Annotated in this window: 15 protein-coding genes; 8 read left to right on the top strand and 7 right to left on the bottom strand. The window is 52.6% G+C overall.

All coding sequences use genetic code 11. From position 1 onward, the window contains the following. Window positions 1-25 precede the first annotated feature (25 nt). The 5 genes from gyrB to dnaA form a co-directional block, all read right to left on the bottom strand. The gene (gyrB, locus tag JAO79_RS02290; RefSeq protein WP_199005541.1) at window positions 26-2,440 is read right to left on the bottom strand and encodes a DNA topoisomerase (ATP-hydrolyzing) subunit B; all 2,415 of its coding nucleotides are present in this window, start codon (window positions 2,438-2,440) and stop codon (window positions 26-28) included. 75 nt (window positions 2,441-2,515) lie between these two features. Then, the gene (gene recF / locus JAO79_RS02295) at window positions 2,516-3,643 is read right to left on the bottom strand and encodes a DNA replication/repair protein RecF (RefSeq protein WP_199005542.1); all 1,128 of its coding nucleotides are present in this window, start codon (window positions 3,641-3,643) and stop codon (window positions 2,516-2,518) included. 111 nt (window positions 3,644-3,754) lie between these two features. After that, window positions 3,755-5,026 (bottom strand): ABC1 kinase family protein, encoded by a 1,272-nt coding sequence (locus tag JAO79_RS02300; RefSeq protein ID WP_199005543.1) that lies wholly within the window; start codon window positions 5,024-5,026, stop codon window positions 3,755-3,757. Between the two features lie 18 nt (window positions 5,027-5,044). Further along, window positions 5,045-6,148 carry a DNA polymerase III subunit beta gene (gene dnaN / locus JAO79_RS02305; RefSeq protein ID WP_199005544.1) on the bottom strand — a complete coding sequence of 368 codons (1,104 nt, stop codon included), beginning with the start codon at window positions 6,146-6,148 and terminating at the stop codon, window positions 5,045-5,047. Window positions 6,149-6,202: 54 nt separating this feature from the next. Then, entirely contained in the window at window positions 6,203-7,675 is a 1,473-nt protein-coding gene (dnaA, locus tag JAO79_RS02310; protein WP_413785049.1) for a chromosomal replication initiator protein DnaA, read from the bottom strand. Window positions 7,676-8,330: 655 nt separating this feature from the next. Between dnaA and rpmH the strand changes: the two genes are divergently transcribed. The 5 genes from rpmH (at window position 8,331) to mnmE (ending at window position 12,322) form a co-directional block, all read left to right on the top strand. Further along, window positions 8,331-8,465, top strand: coding sequence for a 50S ribosomal protein L34 (rpmH, locus tag JAO79_RS02315; RefSeq protein ID WP_008172542.1), 135 nt, complete (start codon window positions 8,331-8,333; stop codon window positions 8,463-8,465). 15 nt (window positions 8,466-8,480) lie between these two features. Then, window positions 8,481-8,879 carry a ribonuclease P protein component gene (gene rnpA / locus JAO79_RS02320; RefSeq protein WP_199005546.1) on the top strand — a complete coding sequence of 133 codons (399 nt, stop codon included), beginning with the start codon at window positions 8,481-8,483 and terminating at the stop codon, window positions 8,877-8,879. After that, window positions 8,879-9,172 (top strand): membrane protein insertion efficiency factor YidD, encoded by a 294-nt coding sequence (gene yidD, locus JAO79_RS02325; protein WP_199005547.1) that lies wholly within the window; start codon window positions 8,879-8,881, stop codon window positions 9,170-9,172. Before rnpA ends, yidD begins: the two co-directional genes overlap by 1 nt. A gap of 4 nt (window positions 9,173-9,176) precedes the next feature. Then, window positions 9,177-10,880 carry a membrane protein insertase YidC gene (gene yidC, locus JAO79_RS02330; RefSeq protein WP_199005548.1) on the top strand — a complete coding sequence of 568 codons (1,704 nt, stop codon included), beginning with the start codon at window positions 9,177-9,179 and terminating at the stop codon, window positions 10,878-10,880. 71 nt (window positions 10,881-10,951) lie between these two features. Further along, entirely contained in the window at window positions 10,952-12,322 is a 1,371-nt protein-coding gene (gene mnmE / locus JAO79_RS02335; RefSeq protein WP_199005549.1) for a tRNA uridine-5-carboxymethylaminomethyl(34) synthesis GTPase MnmE, read from the top strand. Between the two features lie 23 nt (window positions 12,323-12,345). On the opposite strand, the gene JAO79_RS02340 is transcribed toward mnmE, so the two are convergent. Beyond that, window positions 12,346-13,215 carry a LysR substrate-binding domain-containing protein gene (locus JAO79_RS02340; RefSeq protein WP_199005550.1) on the bottom strand — a complete coding sequence of 290 codons (870 nt, stop codon included), beginning with the start codon at window positions 13,213-13,215 and terminating at the stop codon, window positions 12,346-12,348. Window positions 13,216-13,410: 195 nt separating this feature from the next. Between JAO79_RS02340 and JAO79_RS02345 the strand changes: the two genes are divergently transcribed. Together JAO79_RS02345 and fghA are read left to right on the top strand one after the other, a co-directional pair. Further along, on the top strand, window positions 13,411-14,538 hold the full coding sequence (locus tag JAO79_RS02345) for an S-(hydroxymethyl)glutathione dehydrogenase/class III alcohol dehydrogenase (RefSeq protein ID WP_008175541.1): 1,128 nt from the start codon (window positions 13,411-13,413) through the stop codon (window positions 14,536-14,538). A 54-nt stretch (window positions 14,539-14,592) separates the two neighbouring features. Then, window positions 14,593-15,432 carry an S-formylglutathione hydrolase gene (gene fghA, locus JAO79_RS02350; protein ID WP_199005551.1) on the top strand — a complete coding sequence of 280 codons (840 nt, stop codon included), beginning with the start codon at window positions 14,593-14,595 and terminating at the stop codon, window positions 15,430-15,432. Window positions 15,433-15,481: 49 nt separating this feature from the next. Here fghA and thpD read toward each other — a convergent pair whose 3' ends face one another. Continuing rightward, window positions 15,482-16,417 carry an ectoine hydroxylase gene (thpD, locus tag JAO79_RS02355; protein ID WP_199005552.1) on the bottom strand — a complete coding sequence of 312 codons (936 nt, stop codon included), beginning with the start codon at window positions 16,415-16,417 and terminating at the stop codon, window positions 15,482-15,484. Between the two features lie 327 nt (window positions 16,418-16,744). On the opposite strand from thpD, the gene JAO79_RS02360 reads away from it, so the two are divergent. Further along, a complete protein-coding gene (locus JAO79_RS02360; RefSeq protein WP_199005553.1) occupies window positions 16,745-18,934 on the top strand; it encodes a TonB-dependent receptor domain-containing protein in 2,190 nt (729 codons plus the stop codon). The last annotated feature ends 12 nt before the right edge of the window (window positions 18,935-18,946 follow it).

Genomic DNA, 18,946 nt, shown 5'->3' on the forward strand with positions numbered 1-18,946 from the left:
TTTTTATACCAGCGATTCTGACGAATCAGATATCCAGGTTGGTCACTTCCAGTGCATTCGACTGGATAAAGTCCCGGCGGGGCTCCACATCGTCCCCCATCAGGGTTGTGAAGATCTGGTCTGCCGCAATGGCATCCTCAATCGTGACCTTCATCATCCGGCGACTCTCGGGGTCCATTGTGGTTTCCCAAAGCTGCTCCGGGTTCATCTCGCCCAGTCCCTTATAGCGCTGGATGTTCAGACCACGCTGCGCTTCCTTCATCAACCACGCCAGTGCGCCCGCGAAGGACAGAACCGGTTGCTTGCGCTCACCACGCTGGATATAGGCACCGTCTTCGATCAACCCTTCAAGGGTTTCGCCCAGATCGGCAATCGCCTTGTAAGACGTGGATTCAAAGAAATCGTGGCCGAACACGTGCTCGTAGGGAATACCGTGCATGAATACGGTGACTTTCGGCAAGAACAGGTTGCGTTCTTCATCACGGGTCACCGAGAAGGTGTACTTGGTACCGGTACGGGTATCCAGTTCCAGACCTTCACCCAAGCGGCCCACCCAGGCAGCTACGGCGGCTTCGTCTTTCAGCTGCTCAAAGGTCAGGGTGTCGTTATACACCATCTGCTCCAGCACCTTGGCCGGATAGGCACGGGACAGGCGCTCGATCATGTTCATCACGGCCTGGTAGTCCTTGATCATGGTTTCCAGTGCGGAATCCTTGATCGGTGGCGCATCCGGGTTCACAAACAGCTGGGCGCCGTCCAGAGCGGTCTGAGTCAGGTAAGCCTCTTTGGCTTTCTCATCCTTCAGGTATTGCTCCTGCTTACCACGCTTGACCTTGTACAGCGGCGGCATGGCAATGAACACGTGACCACGCTCGATGATTTCTCGCATCTGCCTGAACAGGAAGGTGAGCAGCAGGGTGCGGATGTGAGATCCATCCACGTCGGCGTCCGTCATGATGACGATGGAGTGGTAACGCAGCTTGTCGGGATCAAATTCCTCCCGACCAATACCACAACCGAGCGCCGTAATCAGTGTGCCAACCTCGGCAGAGGACAGCATCTTGTCGAAACGTGCCTTCTCGACGTTCAGGATTTTACCCTTCAACGGCAGGATGGCCTGGGTTTTCCGATCCCGACCTTGCTTGGCACTGCCACCCGCAGAATCACCCTCCACTATGAACAGTTCGGAAAGGGCTGGGTCTTTCTCCTGACAGTCGGCCAGTTTGCCGGGCAGGCCGGCAATATCCAGCGCACCCTTACGACGGGTCATATCACGAGCTTTCCGGGCAGCTTCACGTGCACGGGCGGCTTCGATCATCTTGTTGACGATCAGCTTGGCTTCGTTCGGGTGTTCTTGCAGATAGTCAGCAAAGCTTTGATACAGCTCCTGCTCTACCGCGGTTTTCACCTCAGATGACACCAGCTTGTCTTTGGTCTGGGACGAGAACTTGGGATCAGGCACTTTCACACTGACGATTGCGGTCAGGCCTTCCCGGGCATCATCACCAGAGGTTGCCACTTTTGCTTTCTTGCCCAAACCTTCCTGATCAATGTAGTTGTTCAATGAACGGGTGAGGGCAGCGCGGAAACCCGCCAAGTGGGTACCACCGTCGCGCTGTGGAATGTTGTTGGTAAAGCAGTAGAGGTTTTCCTGAAAGGCATCGTTCCACTGCATCGCCACTTCTACAGCAATGCCATCTTCCCGTTCGCGATCGAAGTGGAAAACCTGGTTGATCGGCGTTTTGTTGGTGTTCAAGTGCTCAACGAACGCACGCAGACCGCCCTCGTACTCGAACACTTCTTCACGCCCCGTGCGCTCATCGGTCAAACGGATACGTACACCGCTGTTCAGGAAGGCCAGCTCGCGCAAGCGCTTCGCCAAAACATCGTAATGGAACTCAATCTGGGTGAACGTTTCCGGCGATGGAATAAAGTGAACCTTGGTGCCCGACGCATCGGTTTCGCCCACTTCGCTCAGCGGTGCATTCGGCACACCGTGGGTGTAGACCTGCTCGTACACAATGCCATTACGACGGATGGTCAGTGTCAGCTTGGAGGAAAGGGCGTTTACAACCGAGACTCCCACCCCGTGCAGACCACCCGATACCTTATAGGAGTTGTCATCGAACTTACCGCCTGCGTGCAGCACGGTCATGATCACTTCCGCGGCCGACACACCTTCTTCTTCGTGAATATCCACAGGGATACCACGACCGTTGTCCTGCACCGTGATGGACTCATCGGGGTGAATCAGAACACCGATTTCGGAACAGTGACCAGCCAAAGCCTCATCGATGGAGTTATCCACCAATTCAAAAACCATGTGGTGCAAACCGGTGCCATCATCGGTATCACCGATGTACATGCCCGGGCGTTTACGCACCGCATCCAGCCCTTTTAGGACTTTGATACTGGAGGAATTGTAATTCGACTCACTCATTAACGAGACTCCTGAAGGTGATACCCGGTAATCGATTCGGCAGAACGAAACGGATCTGCTGCAATCTTACCCAGTTTATTCTTCCGTCAATTTTCCATGTTCCACGTGGAACATTCTGTATTCTGGTGCTTGTCCATCCGTCCACAGTACGTCCGGTTCCGGGTGTTCGATGGACGTAATGAACACCTGGCAACGTAATTCCTGAAGCTTCCGAGCCAGCATGATCCGATGCCGGACATCCAGCTCAGCATTAATATCGTCGAGTAAAAAGGTGACTTGTTTACCCAAATCACTCAAAACCTTGCCTTGCGCAATCTTCATTAGAATGACCAAGGTCTTTTGTTGTCCGCGAGAGAAGGTCTCTGCCACTGGACGGCCGCCCATTTTAAGGCGAATATCAGCCCGATTCGGGCCATACAGCGTATGCCCCATCCTGCGTTCTTGCTCGCGATGATTTTTCAGGACATCCACCAAAGACTGGCTACGGTCCCAGCCCGGATAGAACTCGAGCTTGAGGCCATCGGTCCATCCTGCGTCCAGCTCACCCAGCACTTCATCAAAGGCGCTTTTGAAACTTTTGAAAACCGCGGTCCTGGTGTCGCTGAGAGATTCAGCAAGCACGGAAAACTGATTATCCCATACCCTCATCAACGACTCATCGATTCTACCATTTCTGAGCGTTTGATTCCGCTGTGATGTCACTCTCTGGCATTGTTGCCACAAAGAGGAAAACGAAGGTTCCACGTGGAACACCAACCAATCGAGAAACTGCCGGCGCTTACCCGGGCCGCCCGCAACAATATCAAAAACCCCCGGATCAATAACCGAAACCGGAAGTCGTTTCGCCAACGATGACAAACTACGAACCGCTTCGCCATTTACCCGTAATGAGGTCTCTTTCAGCGCAATGTCACGCGAGATTCCAACGCGATGCTCCACGGGTTCGGCACCTTCGTCACCCTGGTCATCGAGCCCTGCATCTAGCGCGCCGAAAACCGTGAGCTTGTTCTGACCGTGAGCTACCACAGCCTGATGCCGGGAGATGCGAAATGAACGACCAAGCCCCAGGTAACCAATCGCTTCGAGCACACTGGATTTACCGCTGCCGTTGGCACCGTATAGAAGGTTGAAAGAAGGGGAGAACCGAACCGGTTCAGGCTCCAGGTTTCTAAACCACTGAGTCTGGAGTTTCACGAGCGCCATAGAGGAGGGAATCTCAATATCAGATGGACATCCAGGGCCTTAAAAAACAAAAAAGGCAATGCCGATAATCAGCATTGCCTTAGTGTACAAGAAGCTATGCCGCTACGCTCGTTAATGCAGCATGGTTAACCGGTCATCCATAAACACATCCATTTCCGGCGCCATGATGTGCACATAGCGATCGAAATACAGGAACTGCTTCAGCAACAGCGCGAATTCCCGCGGGAAGTGCAAACCATGGTTTTCGCCGACTTTCACCATATCCATCAAAATGTGGTTTACGTCGTCTTCGGCTTGGTCCATCAGATAGGCGCTTTCATCAGGCACCATCCGATCCATCTGTTTGTACAAACGCTGAAGGTCCGCGGCCAACTCCTGAACCTGCACTTCCCGATGGGTAATCCCAATCCGAATCATGGCGTCGGCCATGCCTTCGAAGTTACCCACCATAATCGCAGAAATGAAATCGCTCACCGCTTGCCACGTATCTGGTTTGATACGGCCAACGATGCCGAAATCAATAAAGCCAACGCGTCCGTCTTTCAATACCATCAAGTTCCCCGCGTGAACGTCCGCGTGGAAAAATTCACACTGGGTCAAACTTGAGAACCAGGTATTCATAGCGGTAATCAAAGTGCGTTCCGGATCTTTGGCATAGCCCCGAATACTTTCGAGATCAGTCAATGGAACACCGTAGAATCGCTCCATCGTCAGAATCCGGCGACTGCTGCCGTGCTCGTACACCTGAGGAACGGTAGCATCTTCATTGCCGGTACGTTCGAGGAATTCCCGGAACACCTTCAGGTTGTTGGCTTCCTTGATGAAATCACATTCTTCCATCATGGTTTTCTGGATTTCATCGACAATTCCCGACAGGGAAGTCCAGGATAACTTGGGCGCCAGGGTTTCCAAGATACGCGCGGAAAGGTACAGAAAGTTCAGGTCGGTCAGCAGAATGTTTTCCACTCCCGGCTTCTGAACCTTGATCACCACGTCTTCACCGGTCACCAACTTCGCAGCGTGCACCTGTGCAATGGATGCGGAAGCCAGGGCCACCGGGTCAATCTCCGAGTACACCTCGTTAATCGGCCGGCCCAGCTCGTCCCGAATGATCTTTTTGATCACACTGAACGGCAAGTTCGGAGTACTGTCGAGGCAGAACTGGAATTCTTCGACATACTCTTTCGGGAAGAACGTCGGGGAACTGGCAATGAACTGCCCGAGCTTGATGTAGGTCGAACCCAGGTTCTCGAACGTTTGTCGCAACAACTTCGGGGCAGGGGGGCGATCGCCCCGCACCCAATTAAACCCGGTACGGCCAAGTACGCTCAGGGTTTGACCAATCCTGAACGCACCTTTGATTCCATTCACTACTGGTCCCATCAATTCCTCCCGCAATAATTACAAACGCATCGGCATGACAACGTACATACAGCCGTTGTCATTTTCGGCTTCGATCAATGCGCTGCTGTTCGGGTTGGATAAGGTTACCTTCACCTGTGCATCGCTCAGCGCATTCATCACATCGATCAAGTAGCCTACATTAAAACCGATCTGAAGGGATTCGCCCTGATAGTCCACAGGCAGCGCGTCTTCGGCCTGTTCCTGATCCGGGTTGTTGGCAAAGACTTCAAGCTGCCCGGGTTTGAGGTTCAAACGCACACCACGAATATTTTCGTGGGAAAGAATACCCGCACGCTGCAAGGTGTTTTTCAGAGTGGCCCGGTCCGCCAAAACCACTTTGTCACCACCGCGCGGAATAACGCGGTTGTAGTCCGGAAACTTTCCTTCAATCAGTTTCGAGGTAAAGGTGTAAGAGCCCACCGTAGCCCGCAGATGATTGTCGCCGATCACCAGAGTCACCGGTGACTCGTCGTCATCGAGCAAGCGCGCCAATTCCAGAATACCTTTACGCGGCACGATCACCTGTCGAGGTTCCTGGCAACCGGTTTCCATATCGAAATGCGCCAACGCCAATCGATGGCCATCGGTTGCAACTGTGCGTACATGCCCGGCATCCACTTCCAACAGCAAGCCATTCAGGTAATAACGCACGTCCTGCTGGGCCATTGCAAAAGCAGTGGCATCCAACATGCGGCCGAGTTCTTTTTGAGGAAGCTCCAAACGGAAACTTTCCGGCTCGTCTTCAACGTTCGGAAAGTGCTCAGCCGGCAGGGTCGAAAGCGTGAAATGCGAGTTTCCGGCGCGAACGTGCAACCGGTCACCTTCCTGAGCCAGATCGATTGGCGCTTCATCCCCCAAAGCGCGGCAAATATCGGCCAGCTTACGCGCCGGTACCGTAATTCTGCCCGGTTGGTCCACGTGCACCGGTGTTACCCGGCCAACCAGCTCGACTTCCATGTTGGTACCGGTGAGGGTCAACGTATTGTCTTCGGCTTCCAACAACACGTTCGACAGAACCGGCATGGTTTGTTTCTTTTCCACAACGCCAGCAATGCTTTGCAGCGGAGTAAGCAGGGATTCACGGCTGATTGTCAGTTTCATGGCACTCGGCTTCAGTTATCGGAAGTGAATGTTATTAACTTGCCACCCTTCGCATCAGGTGGTCAGTAATCTCATAAAGTTTTGGTAGTCCTCCCGGATGCCCGGGTCGGTTTCCTGCAGTTCGCGTATCTTCTTGCACGCGTGCAGTACCGTGGTGTGGTCGCGCCCGCCGAAGGCATCGCCGATTTCCGGCAGACTGTGGTTGGTCAGTTCTTTGGAAAGCAGCATGGCCACTTGCCGCGGGCGGGTGACCGTGCGGGTACGACGCTTCGACAACAGATCGGACACTTTAATCTTGTAATACTCGGCAACCGTTCGCTGGATGTTATCCATGCTGACCTGCTTTTCATGCAGAGCGAGCAAATCTTTCAAACTTTCCCGGATAAACGGCGGAGTAATCTCGGAGCCCGTGAAGTGAGCATTCGCTATCACCAGACGTAAAGCACCCTCTAGCTCTCGGACGTTCGAGCGTATTTTTTGGGCAATGAAAAAGGCGGCTTCGCTGCTCAGTTTTACGTTTGCCTGGTCGGCCTTTTTCATCAGAATCGCCACTCGGGTTTCCAGCTCGGGCGGCTCGACCATAACCGTCAAACCCCAACCGAACCGGGACTTCAGGCGTTCTTCCATATCCACAATTTCTTTCGGAAAACGATCACAGGTGACGATCACTTGCTGACCACCTTCCAACAAGGCGTTGAAGGTGTGGAAAAACTCTTCCTGCGAGCGTTCTTTCCGGGCGAAAAACTGAATGTCGTCGATCAACAACGCATCCACAGAACGGTAATAACGCTTAAATTCGTTGATGGCGTTCAGCTGCAATGCTTTAACCATATCCGCCACAAATCGTTCCGAGCGCAGGTAGGCGACTTTTGCCTTCGGGTTGCGGCGAACGATTTCGTTCCCGATCGCATGCATCAGGTGGGTTTTACCCAGACCAACGCCACCATATAGGAACAGCGGGTTGTATGCGCCGCCGGGATTCTCGGCAACCTGCATGGATGCGGCACGGGCTAGCTGGTTCGATTTACCTTCCACAAAGGTATCAAAGGTAAACGTCTCATTTAGGAAGCTTTGATGTTTGATGTCACCTTCTACCTGCACCGATCGGCGTTGGTTGCCCGATGACGACGGCGCGGGAGCGGTCGTCGGGGCCGGAGCAGGAGGATTCACAGGTTCACTGGGTTCGGCGCTACGCTGAACCGCGGTAGCGGCAACACTCTTTTCTTCCTCGGTAACCGCATGACCCGTCTCGTCCACTTCAGGAACAGATCGAGCCACCGTATCGTCCGGCTTGGGCGCAGAGCCTACTTTCATCTGAACGCGAGGCGCCTGACCTCCGTTCAGATCTTTCAACACTTCCTCTATACGACGGAGATATTTCTCGTTGACCCAGTCCATCACAAACCGGTTTGGAGCAAACAGCATCAACAAGCCGTCCCGATGATCGGACTGGAGAGGTCGTAACCAGGTATTAAACTGTTGTGCGGGAAATTCATCCCGAAGTACTTCAAGACATTGATGCCACATACTATTAGGCAAGACCGCCTGCTCCCAACTACCCGACTATGCTCTCAACGGGGAAAACACACGCCCGTTATTCAAGATGACCACGAATTCTACCCCGCCCAGTCCCTCAGTAAAAGAGCGTTCATCTAGGTAATGAACACCCTGTGGAAACAATAAAACCACGCTTTCAAGCTCTTACAGACATATCTACAGCCTTGTGTACAGAAATCCCTTAAAAAATAGTTATACACAGAACCTTGTGCACAGCCGGGGTAGAGGCCTGTGTGAAAGCTCTGCACCGATCAAGGCATAACTCCATCCCGAATCAAAAAACGCACTTGTTCACAATCCGTCTTGGTTTTACACACAGGGCTCAGCCACAGATGTCACAACCCTTATCATTATCGCAACCATCTGTAATTAATGCTTTTTTAATCCTTTTCCACAGAAATCATGGTGCGTAATAACAGTAATAATTAATCTTTAAAAGAAATTTAAAAGAACCTAATACATTTATTATTCATCGTTGCGGTATCTACCCACATAGAAACTTTGATTGCCAAGACAGTCTTCGATTGATCTTCCCCTCAGATTTGACTAGAATGCCGCTCCTGTTTCAGCTGTCTATTTTGCAGCCAGTTACAAATTTCAATTTACGATTTGTGAGAACATCATCATGAAAAGAACATTCCAACCGAGCGTCCTGAAGCGCAAGCGTGTTCACGGCTTCCGTGCCCGTATGGCGACTGCTAACGGCCGTAAGGTGATCTCCCGTCGTCGTGCCAAAGGCCGCGCACGTCTGTCTGCGTAAGCTGATTTCTGCCTCATGAAGGCTTTGACGTTTCCAAAATCCGTTCGGCTGCTAAAGCCTGCAGATTACGGCAAAGTCTTTGATGACGTGCAGCTGAAGGTTCCGCACAGGAATTTTCTGATCCTGGCTGCCCCGAATAATCTCGGTCACGCCAGGGTCGGTCTGATTTTCTCCAAGAAAAACTTGCGTCATGCGGTTCAAAGAAACCGAATAAAACGCCAGGTTCGGGAAACATTCAGACTGCAGCAGGATTTACCCAGCCTCGATATCATTGTTCTAGGCAGGCAAGGGCTGAATAAGCTTGAAAATCCCGATGTTCGTTCTTCTCTGAACGACATTTGGCGCAGGGTGAAGAAAAAATATCGCCAGGTTGCCATTACCCAGTCGGATGCTAACGCTCAAGGCAACGAGTAATGCGTCAACTTCTGCTGCTACCGATACGATTCTACCAGTACGCTATCAGTCCCATGATGGCCAGCCATTGCCGACATACTCCTACCTGTTCACAATACGCCGTCGAGGCTATTCAACATCACGGGGCACTCAAAGGCAGCTACTTGGCTGGTGCACGTTTGTTGAGGTGTCATCCATGGGGGGATGCCGGGTATGATCCGGTACCAGGCACTGAATCAAACGGGAAGTCCTGTGCTGAAATGACAGCTAGCCCAACTGAACCGCTCCAATCCACTACTCAGACCAGACACTAAGTTTATGGATATTCAACGCATCGTTTTGTTTGCCGGACTCGCGATTGTCAGTTATCTGATGGTGCTAGCCTGGAACGAAGATTATCACCAGCCACAAACTGAACAGGTAGCTCAGACAGAAACACTGGCCAAAAGCAATCAGTCTGCAGACAGCATGGTGTTGCCTGAGAGTGGATCGTCCAGTAACAGTGCTGATGAGTTTTCAACTCCGGAAACCGGTGGCGTTGCATCCGTAGCTACTGCAGCCGATGAAGATGTAAGCAATCGGTTCATTGCTGTACAAACCGATGTATACAACCTGAAAGTGGATCGTATCGGCGGGAACATCGTTGAAAGCTCACTGCTCGATTACGATGAATCACTAAACAGTGAACAGCCATTAAAACTCCTGTCCAACACCAATAATCGCACCTATTTCCTCGAAAGTGGATTAATCGGACGAGATGGCCCTGACGGTCGCAGTGCAGCCAAACCCCCGGTCTTCGAAGCAGCAGCCAGTGAATTTGTTCTCGAAAAAGGCAGCGATGAGCTGACTCTGGATCTCAACTTCACCACCGATGCCGGCGTTAAAATCACCAAACGCTACGAGTTCAAGCGCGATAGCTACCAAATCGGTGTGCGTTACCTGATCGACAACCAGTCAGACAGCGCCTGGCAAGGTAATTTCACCGGTAAGATTGTTCGGGATCAGGCACCTGACCCTACTTCTCAAGCCAGCATGGGTATCAAGGCCTATCTGGGTATGGTGATGAGCACACCAGAAGATCCCTATGAAAAATACGACTTCGACGACCTGAAAGAATCTCGTATCAACGAATCCGTAACCAATGGCTGGTTGGCGTTCCTGCAGCACTATTTCATTACCGCGTGGGTGCCGGATTCCGAAACTCCGGCCCAGTTCCAGACAACGCGCCGTGGTCCTTTGCATGTAATGGGTTTTGTTTACCCGGCAACCACCGTGGCGGCGGGTGAAACTACGGAAGTGGGCGCAACCGCTTACGTCGGCCCCAAAATCATTGATCGACTGGAAGCCTTGGCGCCGAACCTGGACCGCACCGTTGATTTCGGTTGGTTGTTCTTTATCTCCTTGCCACTGTTCATCATTCTGGAATGGTTCTATGGCCTTGTGGGTAACTGGGGTGTCGCGATTATCCTGTTGACGGTGCTGGTAAAAGCGGTGTTTTTCCACCTCTCTGCCACCAGCTACCGCTCCATGGCGAAAATGCGTGCCGTAGCCCCGCAACTGACCCGTTTGAAAGAACTATATGGCGACGACCGCCAGCGCATGTCCCAGGAAATGATGGCGCTGTACAAGCGGGAGAAAATCAACCCGCTGGGTGGCTGCTTGCCGATTCTGGTACAGATGCCGGTATTCATTTCGCTGTACTGGGTACTGTTCGAGAGTGTTCAGCTTCGCCATGCTCCGTTCATGCTGTGGATTCAGGATTTGTCCCAGATGGATCCGTACTTCATCTTGCCAATCCTGATGGGCGCCAGCATGTTCATCCAGATGAGCCTGAACCCGACACCGCCTGATCCTATGCAGGCCAAGATCATGAAGCTGATGCCGCTGATCTTTACCGTGTTCTTCCTCTGGTTCCCGGCGGGTCTGGTACTGTACTGGCTGGTGAACAACATTCTTTCAATCTCGCAGCAGTGGTACATTACCCGCAAGATTGAAGCGGAAACCGCAGGCAAGAAATACTGATCCGTTAGTATTTCTGACCCGACAAAGGCTCCCTTGTGGAGCCTTTGTCAGTTCTAGTCAGGAAAGAAATTATGCAGCCAGCTACCGACACCATCGCCGCTATTGCTACCGCTCCGGGCCAGGCCGGGGTAGGGATTGTCCGGGTTTCAGGCCCGAAAGCATCGGCTATTGCCCGCGCCATGTTGGGCTTTGATCCCAAACCAAGGTACGCGCATTTCGGTCCTTTTCTGGATACCCAGGGCGAGCTGATCGATGAGGGGATTGGCCTGTATTTTCCCAACCCGCACTCGTTCACCGGCGAGGATGTGTTTGAGCTACAAGGCCACGGTGGCACGGTGATTCTCGATCTGTTGCTGCGCGAGGTCTGCACGTTAGGCGCGAGGCTGGCGCGCCCCGGTGAATTCTCCGAACGCGCCTTTTTGAACGACAAGCTCGATTTGGCCCAAGCCGAAGCCATTGCTGACCTGATTGAAAGCAGCTCCGAACAAGCCGCCCGCTGCGCGGTGCGTTCGATGCAGGGTGTGTTTTCCCGGCAGATTGACGATCTGGTTGATGCGGTCACCCATCTGCGTATTTACGTGGAAGCCGCCATCGATTTTCCGGAAGAAGAAATCGACTTTTTGGCCGACGGCAAAGTTGCCAGCGATCTGGATGGTCTGTTGCAACGTGTGGAAAAGATTTTATCGGAAGCCCAGCAAGGCACCATTCTGCGCGACGGTATGAAAGTGGTGATTGCCGGTAGGCCGAACGCCGGAAAATCGAGTTTACTCAATGCCTTGGCGGGCCGGGAAGCGGCGATCGTGACCGCCATCGAGGGCACCACCCGGGATGTGCTCCGGGAACATATCCACATCGACGGTATGCCGTTGCACATCATCGATACCGCCGGGCTTCGGGACAGCCCCGATGAAGTCGAGCAGATTGGCATTGCCCGGGCTTGGGACGAAATTCGCCAAGCCGACCGTATTCTGTTGATGGTGGATGCCACCACCACCGATAAAACCGAACCCCATGAAATTTGGCCGGATTTTATCGACCAGCTGCCTAAGAACGCACCGGTCACGGTGATCCGTAACAAGGTGGATTTATCCGGCGAACAAGTGGGCATTTGTGATGAACCCGGGCAAGTTGCCCCAGTTGTGCGGCTGGCAGCCAAAGAAGCCGAAGGCCTGGATATTCTTCGGGATCACCTGAAAGCCTGTATCGGTTTTGCCAGCACCACCGAAGGTGGCTTTTTGGCGCGCCGCCGGCATCTGGACGCATTGGAGCGGGCACGGGATTCGTTGGTGCAAGGGCAATCCCAGTTACAAGGTTACGGAGCCGGGGAGTTGTTGGCCGAAGACCTGAAAGCGGCACAGGATTCATTGGGCGAAATTACCGGGCATCTGACTCCGGATGAACTACTGGGCAAGATCTTCAGCTCGTTCTGCATCGGCAAGTGAGACGACCAACGCCTCACAGGGTTTTAACTTAACGATTCGTCCAGGAAGTCCAACAGCATTCGCACTTTTGGGGATAAGTGACGGTTATGTGGATAAACCGCCCAGATGCCATCGTCGGCTTCCTGGTAGTGCTCTAGCAAGCTCATGAGTTTTCCACAGGCCAATGAGGGCTGAACGTAGTAGTCGGGTAATTGCACGATCCCGATGCCCTTCAGAGCGGCATCCAGCAGTGCCCAGCCGCTGTCACACTTCATATTGCCTTTGATTCGGACGTTGTGGGGTTTGCCTCTGTCCTGAAACCGCCAGTAATCCAGATTACCTTGCAAACAGTTGTGTTGTTCCAGTTCCGATAGCGAGTGAGGCACGCCGTAGGTGGATAAATAACCGGGCGAGGCACACACGAACAACGTTCTAGACGACAACCGCTTGGCCATCATGGTCGAATCTTCCAGTTTGCCCAGTCGAATCGCCAGATCGTAACCGCCGCCGACCAGGTCCAGCTTCTGGTTGGTCAGATTCAGCTGCACCTCCAACTCGGGATAGCGCAGAATGAAATCGTTCACCAAGGGAGCGATCACCTTCTCGCCATAGGTCACCGGTGCGGTCAGCCGTAATTTTCCCTTGGGGATAAGTTGCAGGTTGGTCATGGCCCGCTCGGCTTCTTCCAGCCCATCGAGTACCTGGCGGCAATACTGGTAGTAGGTTTGGCCGGCTTCCGTTACCGAAACCTTGCGGGTGGTGCGATAAAGCAGTTTGGTCGAAAGCCGGGATTCCAGTGCGCTGACCTGCCGGCTCACCTGCGCGGTGGAAATGCCCAATCGTTTCGCCGCAGCGGTGAAACTTTCGGCTTCGGCGACCGCCACAAACTCACTGACCCCTTCCCAGATAAACATGCTCGGTTCCTTGCGTTACGAGGTGGGTAAGCTTAGATACAAGGTACGTCGTACAAAAAGCGCAATCATTATTACTATACAGTAAAAGTGAATTGACTGAATGGTGGATTATCTACTCCAAGAATAACAATACAATGGCGTCATCATCATGGCAGTAGCCTCTGCCCAAGCCCGACAAAAATTGGAGCACACAACATGACTCAGACCATCAAATCTAAAGCAGCCATCGCCTGGGGCCCGAAACAACCCCTGTCCATTGAAGAAGTGGATGTGATGCCGCCACAGGCTGGCGAAGTCCGTATTCGGGTGATTGCCAGTGGTGTGTGCCATACCGATGCGTTTACCTTGTCAGGCGAAGACCCCGAAGGCATCTTCCCGACCATTCTGGGCCACGAAGGCGGCGGTATTGTTGAGTCCGTCGGCGAAGGCGTGACCAGTCTGAAAGTGGGCGATCACGTTATTCCGCTGTACACCCCTGAGTGTGGCGAATGTAAATTCTGCACCTCCGGAAAAACCAACTTGTGCGGGAAGATTCGTGAAACCCAGGGCAAAGGCCTGATGCCAGACGGCACCACCCGCTTCTCCTTGAACGGTGAGCCTATTTATCACTACATGGGCTGCTCAACCTTCTCCGAGTACACCGTACTGCCCGAGATTTCGCTGGCAAAAGTGAACAAAGAAGCGCCCCTGGAAGAAGTCTGTTTGCTGGGTTGCGGTGTAACCACCGGTATGGGTGCGGTAATGAACACCGCCAAAGTAGAAGAGGGCGCCACCGTGGCCATCTTCGGTATGGGCGGCATCGGCCTGTCGGCTGTGATTGGTGCCACCATGGCAAAGGCCAGCCGCATCATTGCCATCGATATCAACGAGAGCAAATTTGAGCTGGCCCGCCAGTTGGGTGCGACCGATTGCATCAACCCGAAAGACTACGACAAGCCGATTCAGGAAGTGATCGTAGAACTGACCGACGGCGGTGTGGATTACTCCTTCGAGTGTATCGGCAACGTGGATGTGATGCGGTCTGCATTGGAATGCTGCCACAAAGGTTGGGGTGAGTCGGTGGTTATCGGTGTTGCCGGAGCTGGCCAGGAAATTTCCACGCGTCCGTTCCAGCTGGTGACCGGCCGGGTCTGGAAAGGTTCCGCTTTTGGTGGCGTGAAGGGCCGTTCCGAGCTGCCGGGCATCGTTGAGCGTTACATGCAAGGCGAGTTCAAGTTGAACGATTTCATCACCCACACCATGGGTCTGGAAGATATCAACAAGGCGTTTGATCTGATGCACGAAGGCAAGAGCATCCGTACCGTTATTCACTACGACAAGTAATGAATTCAGGTCGCCTGTGGATAACACAGGCGACCGTTTTATCGAGAGGTTGCAATGACTATTGAAAATCTGAGCAGTAATAAAAGTTTTGGTGGTTGGCACAAGCAGTACAGTCATTACTCCAAGACCCTGAACTGTTCGATGCGGTTTGCTATCTACCTGCCGCCGCAGGCCTCCAATGGCAAAAAGGTACCAGCGTTGTACTGGTTGTCCGGCCTGACCTGCACCGATGAAAACTTCATGCAGAAAGCCGGCGCGCATCGCATGGCGGCCGAACTGGGCGTGGCCATCATTGCCCCGGACACCAGCCCGCGCGGTGACGATGTCGCCGATGACGAAGGCTACGATTTGGGCAAGGGCGCCGGGTTCTACGTGAATGCCACCGAGGCACCCTGGAGCAAGCATTACCGCATGTACGATTACGTGCTCAACGAATTACCGGCATTGATTGAAGATATGTTCCCGGTGAGCGATCAGCGTTCCATCTCTGGCCACTCCATGGGCGGACATGGTGCATTGGTACTGGCATTGCGCAACCCGGAGCGTTTTCAGTCCGTTTCGGCGTTTAGTCCGATCAGTAATCCGGTCAACTGCCCGTGGGGTAAGAAGGCCTTTGGCGCTTACCTGGGTAAAGACACCGCCAGCTGGGCCGAGTACGACGCCAGTTTGCTGATGCAAAAGGCAAGCAAATTTGTACCGGCGTTGGTGGATCAAGGCGAAGCGGACAATTTCCTGACCGAGCAGTTGAAGCCGGAAATGCTGGAAGCCGCTGCCAAACAAAGTGGCTATCCGCTGGAACTGAACCGGCATGACGGCTACGACCACAGCTATTACTTCATCGCCAGTTTTATTGAAGGGCACCTTCGCTTCCATGCGAAGTATCTGAATTCGTAAGAGCCATCGGCCCCGCAGGTGACCACCTGCGGGGTCTTTTGTTACGGCATCAGCCTGTCTTTCTCATCACATCCGGCGTCACTGGCGCCAGGGCTTCCGTATTGCTGCGATTGCCCAGGAAATCCGGTCGTTTTTTGTTCCCACAGAAAGGCGCCGCAAGTTGGTTTTCCACACTGTTGTAAACGAAGAACAGATTGCTTCGCGGCCAAGGAGACATATTGGCGTTGGATGCGTGCAGTGTGTTGCAGTCGAATATAATCAACGAACCTGCCGGTCCCGTGGGGGCCTTGATACCGTGCCGGTTGGCTAAGCGTTTCAGATCGCTTTCATTAGGCACACCCAAGTCCTGCTTTTTCAATGACGACCGGTAATTGTCCTCCGGAGTACGTCCTACGCACGGGATAAAGGTTTTGTGAGAGCCGGGGATCAACATCAGGGGGCCGTTGAAGGGCGTGTTATCGGTCAACGTGATCGAAAAACTGACCGCCCGCATTCTCGGCATACCATCCTCTGCGTGCCAGGTTTCAAAATCGGAATGCCAGTCAAAGCCCTTGCCATGAAACGCAGGTTTGAAATTGATCCGGGACTGGTGAATATAGGCATCACTGCCCAATATCTGCTTTACCATATCCAGGATTCGCGGGTCCCGGGTGAGTCGGTCGAATCGCTGTGACAGTTGGTGTATGCCGAAAACGGATCGTATTTCCTGCTTGCCGGGCTCGGTAATGGTCCCTTCAGCGCGCAGGATACGGTCATCGTTCTCGTATGCTGCAAGATCTTCCTGAAACAGCCGGACAGTTTCGTGGTCGAGAAACTGATCGAATACCAGAAACCCATCCCGTTCATACCTGGCTAATTCGGCCTCACTTAAAGGGCCGTTTGTTCGGTTATCCCCACAGCTGTGGATAACCGGCTCTATCCGGTCTATCGGAGCCATTGGGGTTTCGAGACGTGTGGGATAAAAGTCGTCAGCACGAGTGTCCATTTCGAACCTCCTTCTTTTAAAAACATCACGATGATTGATGATTCGCGCTTACTTGCTAGTAAACGAGCAGGGTATGGAAATTGTAAATTCCTCAGAGGGTTAACAGTTATTAGAGGTACCCGGGAGGGGATGTGAGGTCTGAGAAAGGAATTTCAAGCCTGGGCTGAATCCGCAAGACTAAGCCGCCAGCATCAATGTCGAATTTTCGACCTCGATATAAATAACTGATTTTGTGAACTATTTTTCTCTCATTAAGTTGTTGCAATATTTAAATGCAAAGGATTATCATTTGCCATCGATATTTATTTTCAACTTAAGGAGTGGCTCATGCAGTTCAGGACATCATTGGCGACATCGGTTGCACTGTTATCTTTAGGCTATACCCTTCAAGTGGCAGCCCAACCAATGGAACTGGACGAACTGGTGGTATCCGCTGCCGGTTATGAGCAGAAAGTGACCGATGCGCCCGCCAGCATCAGTGTATTGAGCCAACAAGACCTGCAACAGAGTCAATTTTCGAATTTAGCTGAAGCCTTGGATACCGTGGAAGGTGTGGATATTCGACAGAGCACTGGTAAAACGGGTGGATTGAACATCAGTATCCGTGGCCTGCCCAGCGAATACACCCTGATCTTGATAGACGGACGGCGTCAGAATCCTCCGGGCAACGTCACGCCGAACGGTTTCGGTGATACTTCCACCAGTTTTATGCCGCCACTGTCTGCCATTGAGCGGATCGAAGTTATTCGTGGGCCCATGTCTACGCTTTATGGTTCAGATGCGATTGGTGGTGTTGTTAATATCATCACCAAGAAAGTGTCTGATGAGTGGGTGGGCTCTGTAACCTTGGAGCACACCTTCCAGGAAGACAGGGATTTTGGGGATACTGGAAAAACCAGTTTCTATACCAGCGGTCCGCTTATTGAAAATGTCCTTGGCCTGAGTGTTCGAGGCAGCGTATACGATCGTGAAGCGGCTAATCTCGAGTTTGAAAACGGTTCTGCAGCTCCGAAGCGTGGGGTGGCACCGGTTGATGGCCGAAATCATACCGTAGGTGCCCGGCTGACGTTTGAGCCAGCTCAGGGGCACGAATTCTATCTGGACGCTGAGCAAGGCAAGCAGGTTTATAATAATGACGCCTGCCAGCTGGGAACGCTGGACGGTAAAAGCCGTAGTTGTGAAGATAAACCGGGCGTGGCTAACGGCTATGGCGATGAGTTGCGTTTCAACCGCGAGCAGGTGGTACTAGGGCACTCCAGCAAGCTTGGTTTCGGCACCTGGAGCAATGATCTGAGCTATAACGTGACCGAAACCGAAGGTCGCACTCTGCCTGGTACCATCGGCAAGGCGTATGATGCTCCCTATCAGGCTTTAGTAGGTGGTGCTGATCGAGAGCTGGAATCGAAAGACACGATCTTCGATACCAAATTGGTTGCACCTGTTACGGATAGCCAAATTGTGACTCTTGGCGCTCAGTACCGAGACACCGAACTGACCGATGGTATCGCGAATACCACGTTTGAACAAAATTCTTGGGCCGTTTTTGCTGAAGATGAGTGGTACCTGAGAGACGACCTGGCATTAACACTAGGGGGGCGTTATGAAGACCACGATGCGTTCTCTGGCCATTTTACTCCTCGGGCTTATTTGGTTTGGAATTCCTCTGCCAACTGGACCCTTAAAGGTGGTGTGAGTAAAGGTTATAAAACACCGGATATCAACGACTTGCACAACGGGGTCAACGGTGTGACCAAACAAGGTGAAAAGCTGACCATCGGCACGCCAGACCTCGAACCTGAAAAAAGCACCAACTATGAATTGGGTGCATACTTTGACAACCTGAACGGTTTCAAAGCCAATGCAACCGTTTTTTATACTCGATTCAGTGACAAGATCGATAGAGGAAATCCCGTTACGATCACTGGTGATTCGTTGATTCCGGATGGCACCTACGATCAGTTGGCGAACATCGGAAAGGCGGAAACCCGAGGGGTTGAGCTGGCATCAAACTGGGAGTTTGCGCCGGCGTGGACCCTGCGGAGCAGCTACACCTATACCGATACGGAGCAGAAAAGTGGTGTGAATAAGGGGGCTCCCTTGACCAATACCCCCGAGCATGTGTTGCACGCACGTCTGAATTGGCAAGCTACTTCTCAACTGAACCTGTGGCTGTCGGGTGAGTATCGTGGTGAACGTACCCGTTATGTTAGCCTCAAGGAAAACCTGAGTGCTGAAGAAACAGCGATTTATCAACAACTCGGTGATCTGAGCGACTACGCATTATTCCACTTGGGCGGCTCTTATCAGGCCAGTGAGAACCTGAAGCTTACAGCGACCATCTATAATGTGTTTAACAAAGATTTCCTGGAAGGCAGCAGCTACACCTTTGTTGATAATAACGGCAACGAGGTAACTGACTGGGCTTCTGAATACATTTATGTGAACCGGGGTATGGCCGCTGGCGGAATGGTGGAAGAAGGCCGCCGCCTATGGTTATCCGCGAACGTTACCTTCTAACCCAAGCTTAAC

Origin of the sequence: Marinobacter litoralis, assembly GCF_016427555.1 — a bacterium.
GTDB lineage: Bacteria > Pseudomonadota > Gammaproteobacteria > Pseudomonadales > Oleiphilaceae > Marinobacter > Marinobacter litoralis_A.

What these genes read in the sequence shown, in the direction of transcription:
- gyrB (WP_199005541.1), bottom strand. Translation starts at nt 2,440, where the DNA reads ATGAGTGAGTCGAATTACAATTCCTCCAGTATCAAAGTCCTAAAAGGG.
- recF (WP_199005542.1), bottom strand. Translation starts at nt 3,643, where the DNA reads ATGGCGCTCGTGAAACTCCAGACTCAGTGGTTTAGAAACCTGGAGCCT.
- JAO79_RS02300 (WP_199005543.1), bottom strand. Translation starts at nt 5,026, where the DNA reads ATGGGACCAGTAGTGAATGGAATCAAAGGTGCGTTCAGGATTGGTCAA.
- dnaN (WP_199005544.1), bottom strand. Translation starts at nt 6,148, where the DNA reads ATGAAACTGACAATCAGCCGTGAATCCCTGCTTACTCCGCTGCAAAGC.
- dnaA (WP_413785049.1), bottom strand. Translation starts at nt 7,675, where the DNA reads ATGTGGCATCAATGTCTTGAAGTACTTCGGGATGAATTTCCCGCACAA.
- rpmH (WP_008172542.1), top strand. Translation starts at nt 8,331, where the DNA reads ATGAAAAGAACATTCCAACCGAGCGTCCTGAAGCGCAAGCGTGTTCAC.
- rnpA (WP_199005546.1), top strand. Translation starts at nt 8,481, where the DNA reads ATGAAGGCTTTGACGTTTCCAAAATCCGTTCGGCTGCTAAAGCCTGCA.
- yidD (WP_199005547.1), top strand. Translation starts at nt 8,879, where the DNA reads ATGCGTCAACTTCTGCTGCTACCGATACGATTCTACCAGTACGCTATC.
- yidC (WP_199005548.1), top strand. Translation starts at nt 9,177, where the DNA reads ATGGATATTCAACGCATCGTTTTGTTTGCCGGACTCGCGATTGTCAGT.
- mnmE (WP_199005549.1), top strand. Translation starts at nt 10,952, where the DNA reads ATGCAGCCAGCTACCGACACCATCGCCGCTATTGCTACCGCTCCGGGC.
- JAO79_RS02340 (WP_199005550.1), bottom strand. Translation starts at nt 13,215, where the DNA reads ATGTTTATCTGGGAAGGGGTCAGTGAGTTTGTGGCGGTCGCCGAAGCC.
- JAO79_RS02345 (WP_008175541.1), top strand. Translation starts at nt 13,411, where the DNA reads ATGACTCAGACCATCAAATCTAAAGCAGCCATCGCCTGGGGCCCGAAA.
- fghA (WP_199005551.1), top strand. Translation starts at nt 14,593, where the DNA reads ATGACTATTGAAAATCTGAGCAGTAATAAAAGTTTTGGTGGTTGGCAC.
- thpD (WP_199005552.1), bottom strand. Translation starts at nt 16,417, where the DNA reads ATGGACACTCGTGCTGACGACTTTTATCCCACACGTCTCGAAACCCCA.
- JAO79_RS02360 (WP_199005553.1), top strand. Translation starts at nt 16,745, where the DNA reads ATGCAGTTCAGGACATCATTGGCGACATCGGTTGCACTGTTATCTTTA.